Origin of the sequence: Morganella morganii (genome assembly GCF_041099235.1) — a bacterium.
Classification (GTDB): domain Bacteria; phylum Pseudomonadota; class Gammaproteobacteria; order Enterobacterales; family Enterobacteriaceae; genus Morganella; species Morganella morganii_E.
Genome location: NZ_JBFZSO010000001.1, coordinates 137,481 through 156,028, shown reverse-complemented (window position 1 = coordinate 156,028; position 18,548 = coordinate 137,481). Strand labels below are relative to the sequence as shown.

Below are 18,548 nucleotides of genomic sequence, written 5' to 3'. Positions count from 1 at the left end.
TTTTTCAGGTGTCAATAACGGAGTGTTGACTAATGTCAACACATAAACTACAGTAGGTACAGGAAATGAAGAAACATCCGGATAAACATATTCAGTCTGCGATTGAATATGCACTGTTGCAGGGATGGATATGGATTGCACCGGGGAATTCCTCACATGCATTCTGCCGGTTACGGTGCGGGTCACCGTATGATGAGCACCGGCAGCATCAGATGAGTGTCTGGTCAACACCGCGGAATCCGGAAAACCATGCAAAACAGATCAGACGAAAAGTGGATACCTGTCAGTGAAAACGGGCAGCAGGAAAGGGGAAAATAATGGCACTGTATAATTTTACGCTGACGCTGTCCGGTGTGACGGCGGATACAGAGAACCTGGAGGATGCCTTATTTACAGGCGGTTGTGATGATGCATTACTCTGTTTTTACGGCAAATCGGTCTATCTGGAATTTGACCGGGAAGCACCATCTCTGGACTGTGCAATCCGCACGGCGGTGGAAGACGTGGAGTCAGCCGGTGTGAATGCACGGGTGGAATCAGTGGATTCCGCTCTTGTCGGCCTGAGTGATATTGCGGAACTGACCGGCATGTCACGTCAGGCAATCGCGTTACTCAAAGATGGCGCACGCGGCCCGGGAACCTTTCCGGGACCGGTACAGCGGTTGCGCGGACAATCCCCGTTATGGGACTGGGCTGCGGTCGCATCCTGGCTGATGGCTCAGGGGCGGCTGGCTGCACATTCTGAGCTGGCAGAAAACGCAAAAATTGTCAGCAAATGGAATGTGGCATTACGGGCAGGGGCTGCGGAAGATCCCGCTGAAATTGACATTATCACAAGGTCATTAATTGCCCGGCGGGAAAAATGCCGCTGCTGACAGCGTGCCCGGCGGGGAGATTATTCCCGCCAGCGGACGGCGTATTCCGGTGAGCCGGTAAAATGCCGGGAAATCAGTACCCTGGCAAAAATCTGGTCGATATCGGCATTTTCATCCGGAGCCAGGCCGATAACCACTTCGGCACATGCCGGGTTTTGTGCCAGAAAAGGTGCAAACTCTGACCAGTCACTGCCGGTTGGTACAATTTCAGCACCACCGATCTCTTCAAACTGAAGGTTGAACAGCAGGACGTCTGCGGGGTCAAGGTTATCCATTGCCTGTTCCAGAAACAGGTCATAGGCCATTTCAATCGTTTCTTGCTCGCTGAGGCGACGGGGCAGAGAGGTACTCATAGGTCAGGTTACATTCCGGTGATCCCCCGCCGTTTTATACCGGCGGGGATAATAAAGAGGGTCAGTTTATCACAGCAGCGGGCTGAAGAAATAACATAACCGCTCAAGAACCCGGTTGGTCAGCGGACGTTTTTCCCACTCGGTGTAATCGAGGCGGGTTGCGCGTGAAATATAGTCATTCTGGACAATATTCAGGTCACCGGCAAAACTTTCATCATCGATAACGGCGGTGATTTCAAAGTTGAGCCACAGGCTGCGCATATCCAGGTTTACGGAACCGACCATACTGAGCTGGTCATCCACGAGGACACTTTTCGTGTGCAGCAGACCATCCTCGAACAGATAGATTTCCACACCGGCTTCCAGCAGTTCAGTATAGAACGCACGGCTTGCCCAGCGGACGAGGAATGAGTCATTAAGGCGCGGCATCACAATCGCAACACGCACACCACGCATGGCGGCGGTACAGATGGCATGCATCAGGTCATCGCTCGGAACAAAATACGGTGTGGTGAAGGTCAGACGCTCCTGTGCGGAAAAAATAGCCGTCATCAGGGATTGCTGGATCAGCTCTTCAGGGTAACCCGGACCGGAAGCCACAATATTGACGGTATGACCGCTGTCTTTTTCAAACGGCATTTCAATATCGTCCGGCGGCGGCGGTAACAGGCGTTCGCCGCGTTCCATTTCCCAGTCCAGTGCGTAGATAATACCGAACAGGGTGGTGACAGGGCCTTCCATCCGGACAAGAATATCCACCCATTCACCGACACCGGCATCCTGTTTAAAGTAGCGCGGATCCACCATGTTCATACTGCCGGTGTAGGAAATATAGTTATCGATAGTGACGATTTTCCGGTGCTGGCGTAAATCCATGCGGCGCAGGGCGAAACGCAGAATATTTACCGGCAGGGCTTCGACAAACTCGATCCCTGCATTCCGCATCATCTCCGGATAATCATGGCGGAAAAAGTGCCAGCTACCGGCAGAGTCCACCATAATCCGGCATTTTACGCCCCGTTTTGCGGCGGCGAGCAGGGCATTGGTGACATTGTCCACATCACCGCCCGGTTTCCAGATGTAAAACACCATATCAATGCTGTGTTTTGCATTATCGATATCTTTGACAATCTGGCGCAATGAGTCTTCGCAGGTGGTAAACAGCTGAATCTGGTTGCCTTTTACCCCGGGAATACCCTGGCGGTGTTCGATCAGCTGAAACAGCGGGGTCGCCTGGGTGCTGTTTTCAGTGGCAAAAATGTGTTTTGACTGACGCAGATTTTCAACCCAGCCGGAGACTGACGTCCACATTCCTTTTGCCTGCTCAACCCGGCGGCGGCCGAGATGCAGTTCACCGAAAGCGAGATAAGCGATTATCCCGATAAAAGGCAGAATATAGATGATCAGTAACCAGGTCATGGTAGATGTCACCGGGCGGCGTTTGTACATCACGCGGACAGAGATACCGGCCACCAGCAGCCAGTAGAAAAGAATACTCAGCCAGTATAACAGCGTATAAAATGTCGACATAGGTATTATCTTTCCCTAAGAATAAGGTTTGCAGACAAAACAGGCACAGGATCTGATTGAAACTCCAACGGAAAATGTATCAGAAAGCTTTCTGTAATGCTGCTATATTTGTGATTTAAGTCAGTTTAGCCACTTTTTTCTGCTGATGTTTGCAGATATTGCGGGAAAGCGGTTGGTTATTGTGTCAGGCAGTTTATAATAATTGCCCTTATTATTAGCTTATTTTTTCACACAGTCTAAAAAAGGGTTTAGTTATGAGACACAGCAGACCGGAAGTTGCACGTTGGCGTATGTTACGGCAGGCAACCCGTCGTCGTCGTCGCTGGCTGGAAAGTCAGTCCCGGCGGAACATCCGGATTTTTGCTCTGCGCAAGCTGGATATTGCGAGACAACGCCGTTCGCTGCTGTTTGCTCAGGCTGGATTAAGCCACTAAGAAGTGACCATCAGCACGATAAGTGACAATGGTTGCGTCTTTCGTATTGAAATTGATTGCTATTTGCATTTACACTAGTGACCATTGTCATTATTAGCTGCTTATAAGATTGTATCGACTATGCCTATTTTTCGCTGGATCAGCTGGCCAATTCTCATTTCTCTTTGTCTGCATGCCTCTGTGGCCGCAGCGATTTACTACAACATGAATAAGGAGGTTGAGGACGAACCTAAAGTGCTGATGGTGGAAATGGCGGCGTTTGCGCCGGCACCGGCAGCTGCTGTGGCTGAACCTCAGCCTGAACCGGAACCCGAAACAGAACCGGAGCCCGAGCCTGAACCTGAACCGGTCGTGAAGCCGGTTATTGAAAAACCGGTGGAAAAGAAACCGGTTGAGAAAAAACCAAAACCGAAAAAAGAGAAAAAAATTGAGAAACCGGCCGTAAAACCGGTTGAAACCAAAGCACCGGTCTCCGATAAACCGCTGTTCAGTGGTACGCCGGAAGGTCAGCAGAACGTGCAGAAAGCCCCTGCAGGCCCGGTCGGAAATGTGGCCTCTGCCGGACAAAGTGATGCTGGCGGCGGTGACCCGAAAGCCCTGAACCGCGCTGATCCGGTCTATCCGGCACGGGCACGCAGCCTCGGCAAAGAAGGGAAGGTGCGGGTCAGATTTGATGTTGATACCGATGGCCGTATTCAGAATATCGATATTATCGAAGCATCACCGAAAAATATGTTTGAACGCGAAGTCCGTAATGCGATGCGTAAATGGCGTTACGAGAAAAAGCCGAAGAAAGGCATGACGACAACCATTATTTTCCGGATCGACGGTAAAACCTCTATTCAGTGATCCGATAAAAAAGAAAACCCGGCACATAAAAATGCCGGGTTTTTTGTTTCTGTCTTATTTTGCCGGGAAAAGATCAGCACGTAAATTCACCAGGTTATCCGGTACCACATGAATAACCCCTTCACCCGGAATATCAATTTCTGCAATCATAAACAGAGCCATGGTGGTCAGCAGCGGCAGAATTAAAATCATAATATTGCTGCCGCGCAGTCCGCGGATATTATACCCGATCAGCACATTGGCACTGACGGCAAATAAAATCAGTAATACCCAGGCAGCTCCCGGGATCTGATAGCGCCAGCTGGCCATGGTTTTTTCTTCGGAAACATAGAGATCACTGAATGCGGTCAGCACAGAGGCAATCACCGGATTCGGTGCCGTGCGGGCTTCAGATGCTGCGATCTCCCAGAGAGAAGACTGAGCCTCAAGGGAGATATCCCGCCATTTTTCATTTTTTGCCTGTGAGCCGCCGTTAAAAAAATCAATACGTGCGTCAATATAAGTGTTAAGCAGGGTATTTGCCCGCAGGTTATTTTCCGGAGACAGTAATTGTGCCCGCTGGAATGCATTACCGACAGCAATAGCTTCGTTTTCTTCCATCTGTTCGCGGTTATTATAGCCGCCGATAGAAATCGTCAGTAAAAAGCCGATTAATAAGCCCAGCAGGGATAATACGGCACCGAGAACAATTTTGGTTTCATCATCCGCTAATTCGGTTTTACCGTGACGTTTTTTGAACAGGTATTTTCCGGCATAGGCCGAGCTGACAGATAAAATAAAGATAACAACAAATAAAATAACTGAATCAGAGACTAAAGCATTAAACAGCGCTGCCATACAAAGACCCTTTAACAGAAAACGCCTCAGCAGAATGCTGAGATGCAGGTGGAATAAAGCCGGCCAGAAAAGGCCGGCCGGATACAAAACAGAGATGTCATCCGCTGACGGGAAATGCTGTCCTTTGAAATTATTTCAGCAATCTGACTCTGACAGGTTTCCCTTTGATTTTACCCTGCTGAAGCAGTTTGCGTGCCTGCTGCGCGATACCTTGCCGCACCGCGACATAAGCATGCATCGGGTGGATCACGATTTTACCGATATCTTCGCCGTTGAGCCCCATATCACCGGTCATGGCGCCGAGAATGTCCCCCGGACGGATTTTGGCTTTTTTACCGCCGTCAATACACAGCGTTGCCATTGCCGCATCCAGCGGAGTGATGCGCAGCCCGGCAGGGATTGGCTGCCAGTTCAGTTTCATATGCAGCATCTCTTCCAGAGCATTTGCACGGACAGCTTCTTCCGGTGCGCACAGACTGATCGCCAGCCCGCTTTCACCGGCACGGGCGGTACGGCCGATGCGGTGAACATGCACTTCCGGATCCCACGCCAGTTCATAGTTGATCACCAGCTCAAGGGCTTTGATATCCAGCCCGCGTGACGCCACATCAGTGGCAACCAGCACACGGCTGCTGCCGTTGGCAAAGCGGATCAGGGTCTGGTCGCGCTCGCGCTGCTCCATATCACCGTGCAGCACTAAAACACTCTGTCCGCTGCTCTCCAGGGCTTCATACACATCCTGGCAATCTTTCTTGGTGTTGCAGAACACCACACAGGATGCCGGCTGTTCGCGGCTCAGTAATTTCTGTAACAATTCAGTTTTGCCGCGCCGTGAAACTTCATAAAACTGCTGCTCAACCGCCGGGAGTTCATCTGTGCTGTTGATTTCAATGGTTTGCGGATCACGCTGAAAACGGCGGCTGACGGCAGCAATCTCATCCGGCCAGGTGGCGGAAAACAGCAGGGTCTGACGTTCTTCCGGGGTACGGGAGAGAATTTCAGTAATATCGTCAGCAAAGCCCATATCCAGCATACGGTCAGCTTCGTCCAGCACCAGTGTGCGGACAGCATCAAGGTGCAGCGTGTCTTTGTTCAGATGGTCAATCAGACGACCCGGGGTGGCCACAATAATGTGCGGCGGGTGGATCAGGGAATCCCGCTGGGCACCGAACGGCACACCGCCGCATAAGGTCAGGATTTTGATATTCGGCAGATAACGCGCCAGACGGCGCAACTCACCGGCGACCTGATCTGCCAGTTCGCGGGTCGGGCACAGAACCAGAGCCTGAGTCATAAAGTGTCCGGCATCGATATGCTGTAACAGCCCCAGGCCGAATGCGGCGGTTTTCCCGCTGCCGGTTTTGGCCTGCGCACGGACATCTTTACCCGCGAGAATGGCCGGTAATGCGGCGGCCTGAACCGGGGTCATGGTCAGATAACCCAGTTCATTCAGGTTGGTAATTTGTTCTGCGGGAAGTGCATTAAGTTCAGCAAATGAGGTCACGATGAAAATTCCGGATTAAATAAAAAGAGAGATTTGCGGCAATGATACTATTACCGGACGCCGGTGTCGCGGGGAACCTGTGGTTTATTCCGGCAGACAAAACGGCCACTCAGGAGAGTGGCCGTTATGAAACACATTATTTTAAATCACTGTTACTGCTGTCTAACTGAAAATGACGTTTTCCGTCGGGCAGCGGGCGGGGACGGTTATCCGCATCCACCGCAACATAACTGAAGACAGCTTCTGTTGCCCGGTAACGGTCACCGATAGGATCGGTAGCCACTTTTTTCACCCAGACCTCGACTTTGACTGTCATGGATGAATTCCCGGTTTTCAGGCAGCGCGCATAACAGCAGACTACATCACCGACTGCGACAGAGCGCAGAAAGGTAATGCCGTCCACGCGGACTGTCACCACGCGGCCGAGAGCAATCTCCTTTGCCAGAATAGCCCCGCCGATATCCATCTGCGACATCAGCCAGCCGCCGAAGATATCCCCGTTGGCATTGGTGTCTGTCGGCATGGTTAAGGTGCGCAGCACCAGTTCCCCGTTAGGTAAACATTGTTGTTGAGTCATGAGAAACACTTACATCCGTTTAACGAAAAAGGATAGCGGCGTAAACAAACCGATATCCGGTTGATTTTATTATTTTTCTTCTTCCCGTGGCAGATGACGGTAAATATATACCACACTGGCAACGGTAAATACCAGTGTTACAGCGGTCAGACCAAACACTTTGAAATTCATCCAGGTATCCATGGATAACCAGAACGCGACATACACGTTGACTGCCGCACAGACGATAAAGAAGAGCGCCCAGGCGAGATTCAGACGCTGCCAGACCTGCGGCGGCAGGGTCAGCTCTTTGCCCAGCATTTTCTGAATCAGCGGCTTACCGAAGATAAACTGGCCGCCCAGTAACACGAGAGCAAACAGCGCATAAATAATGGTCACTTTCCATTTGATAAACTGCGGATCATGGAAAACGATGGTCAGGGTGCCGAAGATGGCCACAATCACAAAGGTGATAACGGCAGATTTCTCCAGATGTTTATACATGAACCAGCGGACGGCCAGCGCCACCGCAGACGCGGCAATTAAGGCACCGGAGGCGTAATAGATATCCACGGTTTTATATATGGCAAAAAAGATAACCAGGGGGATAAAGTCGAGTAGTTGCTTCATAATTGAGTCTGTCCGAAATTTAAATTTATTTTAAGCACGTGGCATCCAGTCACTTATTTTTAAAGAAAAAAAATATATTACAATTGATTTTGCAATATTTTACCATAAGACGCGGTCTGACTATCTTCTTTATCCGCGTTCGGTTATAAATCAGTTTAACTATTAGCAGTAAAATTAAATTGTACATCTTAATACGCTATTTTTATAAGGGGCGATAATGCAGTCGAACCGACTTTTGCGCTGGATGCCGGGACTTTCTGTTTTTCTGCACTATGAACGCAAAAACCTGCGCTTTGATATCCGCGCGGGGCTTTCTGTTGCTGCCGTGGCGTTGCCGGTGGCTATCGCTTACACGGGACTGATGGGCATTAATGCGATTGTCGGTCTCTACGCCTGTATCCTGCCGATGGTGACTTATGCGCTGTTCGGCTCCTCCCGTCAGCTGATTGTCGGGCCGGATGCGGCAACCTGTGCGGTGATTGCGGCGGCGATTATTCCGCTGGCTAAAGGTGACCCGGATACGCTGTGGCAACTGGCGATTATTATGACGCTGATGACAGGTGTCTGGTGCCTGATCGCCGGACATTTCAAACTTGCCGCGTTTGCGGATTTTTTATCACAGCCGATTTTACAGGGGCTGCTTAACGGCGTGGCGGTGACAATTATTGTCGGGCAGATAGGTAATGTACTCGGGCTGGATGAACTGCCGTCCCAGCTGATTGAGTGCCTGGTGGCACTGCCGGATCATCTGCATCTTATGCATATGCCGACCCTGATCCTCTCCGGTGCCAGCCTGGCGGCGCTGTTTTTATTACGGGCTGTCCGCCGCACCTGGCCGGGGCCGCTGATTGTGATGACGATTGCCACACTGGTCAGTGCACAGCTGGATTTCGCCTCAATGGGGATTGCAGTGGTCGGTAATCTCGGTAACGGGCTGCCGCATATCAAAATGCCGGCATTTGACCCCGGTCTGCTGCGTGAACTGGTGATCCCGTCACTGAACCTTGCGGTGATCAGTATTGTCAGCTTTATGATGACGGTGCGCAGTTTTGCCGAGAAAAACGGCTATGCCATCGATGTGGATCAGGAACTGCGGGCACAGGGGTATATCAACATTGCCTCCGGGTTATCGCAGGGATTCGCGGTCAGTGCCGCAACCAGCCGTACCGCTGTCAACGATGCCACCGGCGGTAAAACACAGATGGTGTCTCTGATCGCCGCCGGATTAATCGCACTGGTGCTGTTTTTCCTGACCGGCTTCCTCGGACATATCCCGCTGGCGACACTCGGGGTGGTGCTGATTTATTCCTCCTGGTCAATGTTCAGCATCCGTCAGATTTTTTCTTTCCGTAAACGGAATAAATCGGCATTCACTCTGGCGCTGTTTACCCTGGTGGCGGTACTGGTGGTGGGGCTGATCAACGGTATCGGATTTGCAGTTCTGCTGGGACTGGTACAGTTCCTGCGCACTGTTTTTCGTCCGACAGACCAGTTACTGGGTGTGGATGAGCAGGGGATGATCCATTCCATCAACAACAGTAACGTGGATATTAATCAGGTTGACGGATTATTGATGTATCGCTTTAACTCACCGCTGACCTATTTCAACGTCGCGTATTTTAAAAAACGGGTGCTACAGGTGGTGAATACCGCACCGAAACGTCCCGGATGGGTGGCGGTGGATGCGACCGTCAGCTTTATCAATAATGACATGAGTGTGTTCAGTACACTGAATGAGCTGGTGACCGAGCTGAAAATCAAAGGTGTCACTCTGATCCTGGCGGGACGGCGCACCGAACTGACACGCTGGGTGTCGGAAAATAAAATCAAACGCAATGATGATGATTTGATTATTGTGCCGGATCTCTATTTCGCTATCCGGCTGATTCAGAGCAAGCAGCAAAGCCGTGTCAAAGCGATAGAAGAGGCGATGGAGCAGGCGGCAGAGGGAGCGGAAAAACCGCTCACCACCTGATTTCAGCAATAAACCCGCCCTGCGGGCTGCGGCGGAACTGTATGGTCATATGATGCAGTTCCGCAATTCGTTTAACGATAGATAATCCCAGACCGCTGCCGGTTTTTTCCTGTCCCGGCGGCCGGTAAAAACGTTCTCCCAGCCGGGCCAGTATCGCATCACTGACGCCCGGGCCATCATCTTCAATCACTAACCGCTGCGGTGTCAGCGTCAGCTGAACTGTGCCGCCGGTTTTGCCGTAGCGGATGGCATTATGCAGCAGATTGCGCAGCATGACGGTCAGCAGCAGCTGTTCGCCGCGGACAGTCAGTTCAGGCGCGGTGAGGTCAGGTATCACACTGACCTGATGTGCCGCCGCATCCGGAGCTGTTTGTGCAACAGCATCATTAATAATGTCTGACCAGCGCAGCTCTGTGCTTTCCTGCGGGTGAGACTGTGATTCCAGCCGCGAGAGGGTCAGCAGCTGATCCACCAGACGGGTGGCGCGGTCAATCCCGGTGATCAGATTCGCGGTCACATGTTCCCGGGTGGCGGGGTCATCCCCGGCAATCTGCATCACTTCAGTCTGTACTTTCAGCGCGGCCAGCGGACTGCGCAGTTCATGAGCGGCATCAGAGGTAAAGCGGCTTTCCCGTTCCCGCAGATCGCGGATCCGCAGAAACAACCCGTTCAGAGCGTCCAGCATCGGACTGACTTCTTTCGGCAGCACCGGCGGGGCCAGCGGCGTCAGCTCTGCCGGATTACGGCGCTGTAACTGCCGTGCCAGCAGGCGCAGCGGAGTCAGGGCGCGGGTCAGCAGCCACAGGAACAGAAGCAGCATCAGCGGTAGTGCCACCAGCCACGGGACCGCCTGGGCAGTGATAATAGTCAGCCCCATATCCTCGCGGTATTCCCATTCCTGACCGACCACGATGATGTAGCGGCCATCGGCGGAAGGCAGCTGTACAAAGCGCCAGCGGTCGTTATCATCCGCCAGCGAACCGTCACGGAACCCGTTTTTCTTGTCTGAGAACGGAATTTTCCGGCCGTTTTCGCCGTCATCCAGTACCCGCTCGCCCGACGGGCTGAAAATAGCAAAAGCGAATGCATCGTCATCCTGTTTTCCCCGGTTACCGGAGAGCATTTTTTTGGTTTTCTGAATTGCAGACGGCGGAAATTCCAGTCCGGAAGGCAAAACGGACAGGCGTTTGGCAAAAGCCATTTGTTGCGTATCGAATAATTCATTGATGGATTTTGTGGTCTGTATCCAGGCAAACACACTGGCCACTCCCCAGGTAAGCACCGTGATCAGCAATAATAAACCGCCCAGCCGCAGGCGCAGACTATACGTTTTCATCATTTTTTCCCGCAACATACCCGACACCATGGATGGTTTTGATAAATCCGCGTCCCAGTTTGCGGCGCAGATGGTGAATATGCACTTCAACGGCATTACTGGAGACATCTTCATCCCAGTTATACAGTTTCTCCTCAATCATTGCGCGGGACAGTACTTTCTGCGGGTTGCGCAGAAACAGTGCCAGCAGCGCCAGTTCTTTGCCTTTCAGTGACACCGGTACGCCGTTGCGGGTGACGGTCATCGCCACCGGGTCCATCTCCACGTCGCCGAGCACCAGTTTTTCAGAGACCTGACCGTAGCGGCGGCGGATCAGCGCCTGTAACCGCGCCGCCACTTCCGCCAGGGCAAACGGTTTGCACAGATAATCATCTGCACCCTGTTGTAAACCGCTGACGCGCTGCTCAAGAGCATCACGGGCAGTCAGGACCAGTACCGGCTCGTCGCGCCCCTCTGACCGCCACTGTTTCAGGATATCCAGTCCGTCCATGCCGGGCAGGGAGAGATCGAGGATCACGGCATCATAAGGAGCAGCATAAAGCGCCTGCTGACCGGTCAGACCATCGGTAAACCAGTCAGGCGTAAAGCCGAGTTTGCTCAGGCCGATTTTCAGCCCGTCGCCAATCAGCCGGTCATCTTCAATTAATAATATCCGCATAATTCTTATCCGTATAAATCGCGCTATACTAGTTTTAACTCAGATATCTCAGGATAACCACCTGTTTTTTCTGAAATTAAAAATATAACCAAAAATGACATCCCCTTAAGATCCTGTTAAGAACTTAATGGTTTAATAGTGTCCATGAAGCAAAGACGCTTCCTCATAAAGGAGATAAATGATGAAAAAATTACCTGCACTCGCATTACTTGCCACTTTACTGGCAGGGTCAGCCGGTTCCGTTTTTGCAGCCAACGGCGGTTTTGAAGGTCCCGGCGCGACAGCCGTGACAACCACCACGACGACACAAAACGGCGGTTTCAGCGGCCCTGATGCCCGTAAAATGACCGTTGCGGATGCACTGAAATTATCCGATGATGCACCGGTTGTGCTGCGCGGTACGATCGTCCGCCAGCTGGATAACAAACATTATGAATTTAAAGACAGCACCGGGACTATCCGTGCTGAAATCTCCCCGAAACGCTGGGACGGACTGAAAGTTACGCCGCAGGATGAAATCGAGGTCGAAGGGGAAATCGACAAAGAGTGGAATAAAACTGAACTGGATGTAAAAGCGGTGCGCAAAGTACAGTAATCACCACCGCAGACACACCGGATAATCAGGCCATCTTACTGGCCTGATTCTTTATCTGCACATTTCTTATTTTCTGTGACAGCAGATGCAAAATATCGTTCTTTTGTGCCTCTGACTGAATATCCCGCAGCGGAATAATAATACCGTCATATTTACCGTGGTAAAGATAAAGCCCGGTGGCGCTTTCGGCATAATCAATGACTGATTCCCAGGCAAAAAAAGAATGGTAAAGGGCAGAAACCTGGTTTATCCCGTCATTATTCAGTTCAAATGTTGCCGGCCGCAGGAGATAATGTCCGGACTGAACAGAAAACTGACGCATAACCCGCCTGCTTTTGACAAAACGGCTGTAAATAAACACCAGCAGTGATAAGAACCCGCAACTCAGTCCGTAAAAAACAGAATAAATATCAAACTTGCCCGGCAGCGGTGAAAAGGTACTGAAAATAAGCAATAACATCCCGCATAATATCAGCCAGATAAGAATATAAGGAATACGTCTCCACCCGACCGGTTCCTGATAAAAATGCCGGAAACTGAAAGTCTGATAGTCAGCCAGATCCTGAACAGTGAGCGTGACGGGCAGGGTGATCATAATCGTATTCCTTTACACAAAAAAGACAATATCATTATCTGTGCGCATTATCCGGCCTTACTGATAGTCGCTGGCAGATTGTGATTGTGTAAATAACTGATAGAACCGGAACAGATAAATAATCACCAGTCCGCTGATGACATTATTAATAAACAGAATAACAGTCATCAGAATATGCTCATTTTCTATCGGAAGTTTACTAAGAAACACTACGGATGCCTGTTTCAGGGCAAACCATATTAAAATAGCAGGCAGAAGTGTTCTGATATTTTTCAGGGCAATATTTCCGCTGATTTTAATAGCGGTAAATACACTGTTCTTTTCGGTGAACATAATGATCGGCGCCAGCGCCAGTAACATGGCCAGGATTAATCCCGGCAGATACATGGCGACGAGCCCGAGGGCAATCACCAGCGAGCAGATCAACAGCAGCACCAGCATGCGCGGAATGCGTCCGGCAGAGCCGGTGATGGCCTGCAACGCGGATACAGGCTGACCCTGTGAGGCACTGAAGATCAGAAAAATCATGGCGGTCACAAAGACAGCGTTGCCCAGCAGAGAGCTGAAGATAGTTCCGAGGCCGGTTTTCAGCATCTGCCACTGGTCATCGGATGTCAGTGCGGCGACCGCCCGCTGAAAGCCGCCGGAGCCTTCAGTGGCATAGGTGGTTTCCAGTGCGCGGATAAGCGACAGTCCGTTGGAGTTGTAAGTCAGGAGCACATTGAGCCCGACGGTCACAGCGGCGGTGAGCAGCGAAATGATCAGGACAGACAACAGCTGATTGCGGAAAAAATTAAGACTGTCGCGGGCAAGAACCGGCACCGGCATGGACATGGAACAACTCCTGTAAGGCATGAAATAAAAACGTTGATGCAATTGTAAAACAGTATGGCGGAGATTGTAACCTGTTCGTCCGGCAGAAATACAGTTCTCAGACGGAATATACGGAAACAGATAGCTGAAAAATCACAAATTATTAACAATAATAAAACAAAATATTCGGCTGAATAGTAAGCATCTTATTTTACAAATTGATATAAAACACACAAACAATGATTGCACTAAAAATGACAAAGGTTGTTTTTGATGTAAATCAATAAATGAAAATATCACCGTGGAATAATAATTTAGATCTTTGTGAAAAATGCGTTTTTTATTTAAATGTTGTGATCTGTCTTAGATCATAATTGGATTTAAGGTTGTATATTTCAAACTGTACTTATTGTGTTTTTTTTCTTTTTTTTAGGATGGGATAGATAATGAAAAAGCTTTCTGCAGTGTGTTTAGCACTGGCAACTGTTTTACCGTCAGTTTCAATGGCACACCAGGCCGGTGATTTTATCGTTCGTGGTGGTACTGCGACTGTACGTCCGAATACAGGCTCTGATAATGTTCTGGGTTTTGCCGGCTCTTTTGAAGCAAATAACAATACGCAGCTGGGTCTGACCTTTACTTATATGGCAACCGATAATATCGGTATTGAATTATTGGCTGCGACTCCGTTTGAACACAAAGTTTCACTGCCATCATCCCTGGGTGAAATCGCATCAGTTAAAGATCTGCCGCCAACCTTAATGGCTCAGTATTATTTCCGTACTCCGGAAGATAAACTGCGTCCGTATTTAGGGGTGGGTGTGAACTATACCTTCTTCTTTGATGAAGGGTTTAACGGTACCGGAAGTGGCGCAGGTTTACGTGATCTGAGTTTAGGTGATTCCTGGGGCTTTGCGGCACAGGCTGGTCTGGATTATCAGTTAGATGACCACTGGTTGCTGAATGCGTCAGTCTGGTGGATGAACATCGAAACAGATGTGGACTTCAAAGCAGGTAATGACAGTTACTCTTATAAAACCCGTCTTGACCCGTTTGTCTTTATGTTTGGTGCGGGCTACAAATTCTGATAATTCGTGTTATCAGTACCATAAAAAAACGGCGCAATTATTATTGCGCCGTTTTTTTATCCGGTAATCTGATATTCAGGGTCACCGCAACTTCATTGAGTTAATAACAACCTGCACACCCGGTACTTTACGCGCGGTATTTACCGCAAGGTTAGCTTCTTTCTCTGAAGAGACAAATCCGCTCAGCTGAACTTTACCTTTGAATGTTTCCACGCTGATTTGAGTGGATTTAATGCCTTTCTCACCCAGCAACGCCGTTTTCACTTTTGTGGTGATGACGGAATCATCAAAATAGCCCCCGGTACCTTCAGTGGTCGACGTCGGGGCACAGGCAGACAGGGTAAAAGCCATAAACATGACAACAAAAAATGAGGTGACCAGTTTCATGTACTTCATTATGTTCTCCTTATTACCGGCACGGATCGCAGAATAATGTGTGCCTGACCTGTTTAGTATTGATGAAAACCGAATGTTTCTCAACAAAAAATAACCCGCTGTTAACAGCGGGCGGCGTGAATCATTATAATTGCGTTGCGTTTTTCATTTTCTGCGTAAATTCCCGTAGTTTCTGACACATCCGTGGTACATCATCCAGATTTGCGGCGATGATTTTTACCACAGCAGAGCCGGAAATCGCCCCCGCAGCACCATTTTGCAGCGATTCCTGTACCTGTTCCGGTTCTGAAATCCCGAATCCCTGAACCGGCGGTGCGGCATTCAGTGCGGTCAGTTTTGCCGTCAGATCAGCCAGGGATTTTTCAGCCCGTTTTTCTGTTCCTGTCACGCCTGCGCGGGAGAGCAGGTAGGTATAGCCTTTTCCGGCGGCTGCCAGTGTTTCCAGTAACTTATCATCCGCATCCGGCGGGCAGATAAAGACCGGCGCAATATTATTGGCCAGTGCGGCATCCCGGAACGGCTGAGACTCATGCAGCGGCACATCGGCGATCAGCACCGAATCCACCCCGGCTTTTGCCGCTGTTTCATAAAACTGACTGATGCCGTTATGGAAGACCAGGTTGGCATATATCAGCAGTCCCACCGGCAGTTCCGGATATTTTGCCCGGATTTGTGCAATCAGCTCAAAGCAGTGCGCCGGGGTCATACCGGCGGCAAAGGCACGGAGGTTGGCATCCTGAATCACCGGACCGTCTGCCAGCGGATCAGAAAACGGAATACCGATTTCCAGGGCATCCGCACCACCGGCCACCAGAGCATCAATAATTTGCAGGGAAATCTCTGCCGACGGATCACCCAGAGTGACAAACGGGATAAATGCGCCCTGATTACGGGACTGCAAACGCTGAAAAAGTTGTTCATACCGGCTCATCAGAAATCACCTCTTGCTTTAAAAATGTCATAAACAGTGAAAATGTCTTTGTCTCCGCGACCGGAAATATTGACGATAAGAATTTGTTCTTTCTCCGGATTTTCACGGATCATTTTCAGTGCGTGTGCCAGGGCATGGGAGGATTCAAGAGCCGGGATAATCCCTTCCTGACGGCTCAGGGTTTTAAACGCGTCAAGTGCCTCGTCATCGGTGGCGGAAACATAATCCGCCCGGCCGATAGCATTCAGATACGCGTGCTGCGGCCCGACAGACGGAAAATCCAGACCGGCGGAGATGGAGTAAGATTCCTCAATCTGACCGTCTTCTGTCTGCATCATCGGTGATTTCATGCCGAAATAGATACCGATACGGCCATGTTTGAGCGGTGCGCCGTGCTCGCCGGTTTCGATACCGTGCCCGGCTGGTTCGACGCCGATCAGCGCGACAGATTCATCGGGAATAAACCCGGCAAATGCACCGATAGCATTTGAACCGCCGCCGATACAGGCGATCACCGCATCCGGCAGGCGACCTTCACGGGCGAGGATCTGGGCACGTGCCTCATCACCAATCATGCGCTGGAACTCGCGGACAATGGTCGGGTACGGATGCGGGCCTGCCGCGGTGCCTAATAAATAGTGGGCGCGGTCATAATTGCCGCTCCAGTCGCGCAGCGCCTCATTGCAGGCATCTTTCAGCGTTGCGGAGCCGCTGTGCACCGGAATAACTTCCGCGCCCATCAGCCGCATACGGAATACGTTTGGTGACTGACGTTCCACGTCTTTTGCCCCCATATACACCCGGCATTTCAGGCCGAGCAGCGCACTGGCCAGTGCTGCCGCCACACCATGCTGTCCGGCGCCGGTTTCGGCAATAATTTCCGTTTTTCCCATCCGTTTTGCCAGCAGCGCCTGGCCGAGCACCTGGTTGGTTTTGTGCGCACCGCCGTGCAGTAAATCTTCGCGTTTCAGGTACAGTTTGGTTTTGCTGCCGGCTGTCAGGTTTTTGCACAGGGTCAGGGCAGTCGGGCGTCCGGCATAGTTTTGCAGCAGATCGGTAAATTCACGCTGAAACTCCGGGTCTTCCTGAGCGGCAATAAAGGCATCTTCGAGCTGGTCGAGTGCCGGGATTAAAATCTGCGGCACAAACTGCCCGCCGAATTCACCAAAATAGGGATTTAATTTACTCATTGTTTTCTGATCCTTTTTCTTTTCAGTCGTAGTCAGGCAACTTGCTGATGTAATTGATTAAATATTTGACGAAGTTTTTCTGCATCTTTAATACCGGGGGCGGACTCGGCGCCGGAGTTAAAATCCAGCCCGGCAGCACCGGAGGCGGCGGCGGAGACACAGTTTTCCGCATTCAGCCCGCCCGCGAGGGTAAAGGGCACCGGCAGTGAAGGAGGCAGGGTCTGCCAGTCGAACGTCTGCCCGGTGCCGCCTTTGCCGTTATCCAGGACCAGGCGCACCACGCCGTCCGGAACGGTGATATCCGCACCGTGCGACATATCCAGCGCTTTCCAGATCTCACATTTTGCCGGGAGATGCAGGCGCAGCAGCGCGATATCGTGCTCGTTTTCATCACCGTGTAACTGAACCGCATGCAGTTTCAGGCGGCGGGCAATGGCTGCGATATCTGCGGGGTCGTGGTTACGGAACACGCCGACGTATGCCAGCGGTGCTCCGCACATCACCTCCGCTGCCTGTGCTTCATCCACATAACGCGGCGATTTGCTGACAAAAATCAGGCCGCCGAAGGTGGCACCGGCATCATAGGCAGCGCGGGCATCGTCCGCACGGGTCAGTCCGCAGACTTTGTGTTCGCCGTAAATCAGGCGGCGGATGGCTGTGTCCAGATCTGGCTGCGCCATAATGGCACTGCCGATCAGGAACCCGTCAGCATGGGGACGCAATTCGCGGATATGCTGATGGGTGGTAATACCGGATTCACTGATAATAATGCGGTCAGCCGGAATATGTGGTGCGAAATCCGCTGTCCGGCGGCGGTCAATGGAGAGGTCGCGCAGATCGCGGTTATTGATGCCGATAACCTGTGCATCAAGGGCAATGGCGCGGTACAGTTCCTCTTCCGTACTGACTTCCGTCAGTACGCCCATATTGAGGGAATGAGCCAGGGTCGCCAGTGAGTGATAATCCGCATCATTCAGGACGGAGAGCATCAGCAGAATCGCATCCGCGCCGTAATGGCGGGCGAGATACACCTGATAAGCATCAATAATGAAATCTTTGCACAATACCGGCTGAGTAATCAGCGCGCGCACCTGCCGCAGATAGTCGTGTTGTCCCTGAAAATATTTTTCGTCTGTCAGCACTGATACCGCCGAGGCATACGGCGCATAGGCCGCTGCAATTTCACTGAGATTAAAATCCTGACGGATAAGCCCTTTCGACGGAGAGGCTTTTTTGCACTCCAGAATAAACGCGGTTTCCGCGCTGCGCAGCGCCTGATAAAAATCGCGGTCACTCAGCGGAAGATCATCCGCGAAACTCAGCAGCGGCTCCTGTTTCTTCCGCGCAACCAGGGAGATACGTTTATCATTCACAATCTGTTCTAATACAGTGCCTTTCATGGT

General features: G+C 51.0%; 21 protein-coding genes. 7 read left to right on the top strand and 14 right to left on the bottom strand.

Annotation, left to right across the window (positions count from 1 at the left end):
* Positions 1-65 precede the first annotated feature (65 nt).
* Entirely contained in the window at positions 66-290 is a 225-nt protein-coding gene (locus AB7038_RS00780; RefSeq protein WP_072868228.1) for a hypothetical protein, read from the top strand.
* Positions 291-317: 27 nt separating this feature from the next.
* Entirely contained in the window at positions 318-875 is a 558-nt protein-coding gene (locus AB7038_RS00775; protein WP_369452605.1) for a helix-turn-helix transcriptional regulator, read from the top strand.
* A gap of 20 nt (positions 876-895) precedes the next feature.
* Here AB7038_RS00775 and AB7038_RS00770 read toward each other — a convergent pair whose 3' ends face one another.
* Entirely contained in the window at positions 896-1,228 is a 333-nt protein-coding gene (locus AB7038_RS00770) for an HI1450 family dsDNA-mimic protein (protein ID WP_024473172.1), read from the bottom strand.
* Between the two features lie 69 nt (positions 1,229-1,297).
* Positions 1,298-2,758 carry a cardiolipin synthase gene (gene cls / locus AB7038_RS00765; RefSeq protein ID WP_072868224.1) on the bottom strand — a complete coding sequence of 487 codons (1,461 nt, stop codon included), beginning with the start codon at positions 2,756-2,758 and terminating at the stop codon, positions 1,298-1,300.
* Positions 2,759-3,012: 254 nt separating this feature from the next.
* Between cls and AB7038_RS00760 the strand changes: the two genes are divergently transcribed.
* Together AB7038_RS00760 and AB7038_RS00755 are read left to right on the top strand one after the other, a co-directional pair.
* Positions 3,013-3,192 carry a YciY family protein gene (locus AB7038_RS00760; protein WP_108656983.1) on the top strand — a complete coding sequence of 60 codons (180 nt, stop codon included), beginning with the start codon at positions 3,013-3,015 and terminating at the stop codon, positions 3,190-3,192.
* Between the two features lie 120 nt (positions 3,193-3,312).
* Positions 3,313-4,041, top strand: a complete 729-nt coding sequence (locus AB7038_RS00755; RefSeq protein ID WP_369452604.1) for a TonB family protein — start codon at positions 3,313-3,315, stop codon at positions 4,039-4,041.
* Positions 4,042-4,095: 54 nt separating this feature from the next.
* Here AB7038_RS00755 and AB7038_RS00750 read toward each other — a convergent pair whose 3' ends face one another.
* The 4 genes from AB7038_RS00750 to AB7038_RS00735 all read right to left on the bottom strand — a co-directional run bounded on the left by AB7038_RS00750 (position 4,096) and on the right by AB7038_RS00735 (position 7,568).
* A complete protein-coding gene (locus AB7038_RS00750) occupies positions 4,096-4,878 on the bottom strand; it encodes a hypothetical protein (RefSeq protein ID WP_369452603.1) in 783 nt (260 codons plus the stop codon).
* Positions 4,879-5,008: 130 nt separating this feature from the next.
* Positions 5,009-6,382: an ATP-dependent RNA helicase DbpA gene (gene dbpA, locus AB7038_RS00745; protein ID WP_369452602.1), complete on the bottom strand. Its 1,374-nt coding sequence runs from the start codon at positions 6,380-6,382 to the stop codon at positions 5,009-5,011.
* Positions 6,383-6,518: 136 nt separating this feature from the next.
* Positions 6,519-6,959 (bottom strand): acyl-CoA thioester hydrolase YciA, encoded by a 441-nt coding sequence (gene yciA, locus AB7038_RS00740; RefSeq protein ID WP_004238167.1) that lies wholly within the window; start codon positions 6,957-6,959, stop codon positions 6,519-6,521.
* 69 nt (positions 6,960-7,028) lie between these two features.
* The gene (locus AB7038_RS00735) at positions 7,029-7,568 is read right to left on the bottom strand and encodes a septation protein A (RefSeq protein ID WP_004239196.1); all 540 of its coding nucleotides are present in this window, start codon (positions 7,566-7,568) and stop codon (positions 7,029-7,031) included.
* Between the two features lie 217 nt (positions 7,569-7,785).
* Between AB7038_RS00735 and AB7038_RS00730 the strand changes: the two genes are divergently transcribed.
* Positions 7,786-9,543 (top strand): SulP family inorganic anion transporter, encoded by a 1,758-nt coding sequence (locus tag AB7038_RS00730; protein WP_349418068.1) that lies wholly within the window; start codon positions 7,786-7,788, stop codon positions 9,541-9,543.
* Here AB7038_RS00730 and qseC read toward each other — a convergent pair.
* Both qseC and qseB read right to left on the bottom strand, forming a co-directional pair.
* Positions 9,533-10,879: a quorum sensing histidine kinase QseC gene (gene qseC / locus AB7038_RS00725; protein WP_369452753.1), complete on the bottom strand. Its 1,347-nt coding sequence runs from the start codon at positions 10,877-10,879 to the stop codon at positions 9,533-9,535. The genes AB7038_RS00730 and qseC overlap by 11 nt on opposite strands.
* On the bottom strand, positions 10,866-11,537 hold the full coding sequence (qseB, locus tag AB7038_RS00720; protein WP_369452601.1) for a quorum sensing response regulator transcription factor QseB: 672 nt from the start codon (positions 11,535-11,537) through the stop codon (positions 10,866-10,868). The genes qseC and qseB overlap by 14 nt, the downstream gene beginning before the upstream one ends.
* A gap of 181 nt (positions 11,538-11,718) precedes the next feature.
* On the opposite strand from qseB, the gene AB7038_RS00715 reads away from it, so the two are divergent.
* Entirely contained in the window at positions 11,719-12,132 is a 414-nt protein-coding gene (locus tag AB7038_RS00715) for a YgiW/YdeI family stress tolerance OB fold protein (RefSeq protein WP_072868208.1), read from the top strand.
* Between the two features lie 25 nt (positions 12,133-12,157).
* On the opposite strand, the gene AB7038_RS00710 is transcribed toward AB7038_RS00715, so the two are convergent.
* Positions 12,158-12,727 (bottom strand): YcxB family protein, encoded by a 570-nt coding sequence (locus AB7038_RS00710; protein ID WP_368889281.1) that lies wholly within the window; start codon positions 12,725-12,727, stop codon positions 12,158-12,160.
* 57 nt (positions 12,728-12,784) lie between these two features.
* Positions 12,785-13,561, bottom strand: coding sequence for a YciC family protein (locus AB7038_RS00705; protein WP_369452600.1), 777 nt, complete (start codon positions 13,559-13,561; stop codon positions 12,785-12,787).
* Positions 13,562-13,986: 425 nt separating this feature from the next.
* On the opposite strand from AB7038_RS00705, the gene ompW reads away from it, so the two are divergent.
* A complete protein-coding gene (gene ompW / locus AB7038_RS00700; RefSeq protein ID WP_369452599.1) occupies positions 13,987-14,628 on the top strand; it encodes an outer membrane protein OmpW in 642 nt (213 codons plus the stop codon).
* Between the two features lie 81 nt (positions 14,629-14,709).
* Here ompW and AB7038_RS00695 read toward each other — a convergent pair whose 3' ends face one another.
* From AB7038_RS00695 to trpCF, 4 genes are all read right to left on the bottom strand, one after another.
* Positions 14,710-15,024, bottom strand: a complete 315-nt coding sequence (locus tag AB7038_RS00695) for a BON domain-containing protein (RefSeq protein ID WP_072868199.1) — start codon at positions 15,022-15,024, stop codon at positions 14,710-14,712.
* 124 nt (positions 15,025-15,148) lie between these two features.
* Positions 15,149-15,955 carry a tryptophan synthase subunit alpha gene (trpA, locus tag AB7038_RS00690; protein WP_369452598.1) on the bottom strand — a complete coding sequence of 269 codons (807 nt, stop codon included), beginning with the start codon at positions 15,953-15,955 and terminating at the stop codon, positions 15,149-15,151.
* Positions 15,955-17,145, bottom strand: coding sequence for a tryptophan synthase subunit beta (gene trpB, locus AB7038_RS00685; RefSeq protein WP_024473163.1), 1,191 nt, complete (start codon positions 17,143-17,145; stop codon positions 15,955-15,957). Before trpB ends, trpA begins: the two co-directional genes overlap by 1 nt.
* A gap of 32 nt (positions 17,146-17,177) precedes the next feature.
* Positions 17,178-18,545, bottom strand: coding sequence for a bifunctional indole-3-glycerol-phosphate synthase TrpC/phosphoribosylanthranilate isomerase TrpF (gene trpCF, locus AB7038_RS00680; protein WP_369452597.1), 1,368 nt, complete (start codon positions 18,543-18,545; stop codon positions 17,178-17,180).
* Between the last annotated feature and the right edge of the window lie 3 nt (positions 18,546-18,548).

Coding starts and splice junctions, on each gene's coding strand:
- qseB (WP_369452601.1), bottom strand. CDS start 11,537: ATGCGGATATTATTAATTGAAGATGACCGGCTGATTGGCGACGGGCTG.
- yciA (WP_004238167.1), bottom strand. CDS start 6,959: ATGACTCAACAACAATGTTTACCTAACGGGGAACTGGTGCTGCGCACC.
- AB7038_RS00715 (WP_072868208.1), top strand. CDS start 11,719: ATGAAAAAATTACCTGCACTCGCATTACTTGCCACTTTACTGGCAGGG.
- trpA (WP_369452598.1), bottom strand. CDS start 15,955: ATGAGCCGGTATGAACAACTTTTTCAGCGTTTGCAGTCCCGTAATCAG.
- ompW (WP_369452599.1), top strand. CDS start 13,987: ATGAAAAAGCTTTCTGCAGTGTGTTTAGCACTGGCAACTGTTTTACCG.
- AB7038_RS00750 (WP_369452603.1), bottom strand. CDS start 4,878: ATGGCAGCGCTGTTTAATGCTTTAGTCTCTGATTCAGTTATTTTATTT.
- AB7038_RS00780 (WP_072868228.1), top strand. CDS start 66: ATGAAGAAACATCCGGATAAACATATTCAGTCTGCGATTGAATATGCA.
- AB7038_RS00770 (WP_024473172.1), bottom strand. CDS start 1,228: ATGAGTACCTCTCTGCCCCGTCGCCTCAGCGAGCAAGAAACGATTGAA.
- trpCF (WP_369452597.1), bottom strand. CDS start 18,545: ATGAAAGGCACTGTATTAGAACAGATTGTGAATGATAAACGTATCTCC.
- qseC (WP_369452753.1), bottom strand. CDS start 10,879: ATGAAAACGTATAGTCTGCGCCTGCGGCTGGGCGGTTTATTATTGCTG.
- cls (WP_072868224.1), bottom strand. CDS start 2,758: ATGTCGACATTTTATACGCTGTTATACTGGCTGAGTATTCTTTTCTAC.
- AB7038_RS00735 (WP_004239196.1), bottom strand. CDS start 7,568: ATGAAGCAACTACTCGACTTTATCCCCCTGGTTATCTTTTTTGCCATA.
- AB7038_RS00705 (WP_369452600.1), bottom strand. CDS start 13,561: ATGTCCATGCCGGTGCCGGTTCTTGCCCGCGACAGTCTTAATTTTTTC.
- AB7038_RS00730 (WP_349418068.1), top strand. CDS start 7,786: ATGCAGTCGAACCGACTTTTGCGCTGGATGCCGGGACTTTCTGTTTTT.
- AB7038_RS00755 (WP_369452604.1), top strand. CDS start 3,313: ATGCCTATTTTTCGCTGGATCAGCTGGCCAATTCTCATTTCTCTTTGT.
- AB7038_RS00710 (WP_368889281.1), bottom strand. CDS start 12,727: ATGATCACCCTGCCCGTCACGCTCACTGTTCAGGATCTGGCTGACTAT.
- AB7038_RS00760 (WP_108656983.1), top strand. CDS start 3,013: ATGAGACACAGCAGACCGGAAGTTGCACGTTGGCGTATGTTACGGCAG.
- trpB (WP_024473163.1), bottom strand. CDS start 17,145: ATGAGTAAATTAAATCCCTATTTTGGTGAATTCGGCGGGCAGTTTGTG.
- AB7038_RS00695 (WP_072868199.1), bottom strand. CDS start 15,024: ATGAAGTACATGAAACTGGTCACCTCATTTTTTGTTGTCATGTTTATG.
- AB7038_RS00775 (WP_369452605.1), top strand. CDS start 318: ATGGCACTGTATAATTTTACGCTGACGCTGTCCGGTGTGACGGCGGAT.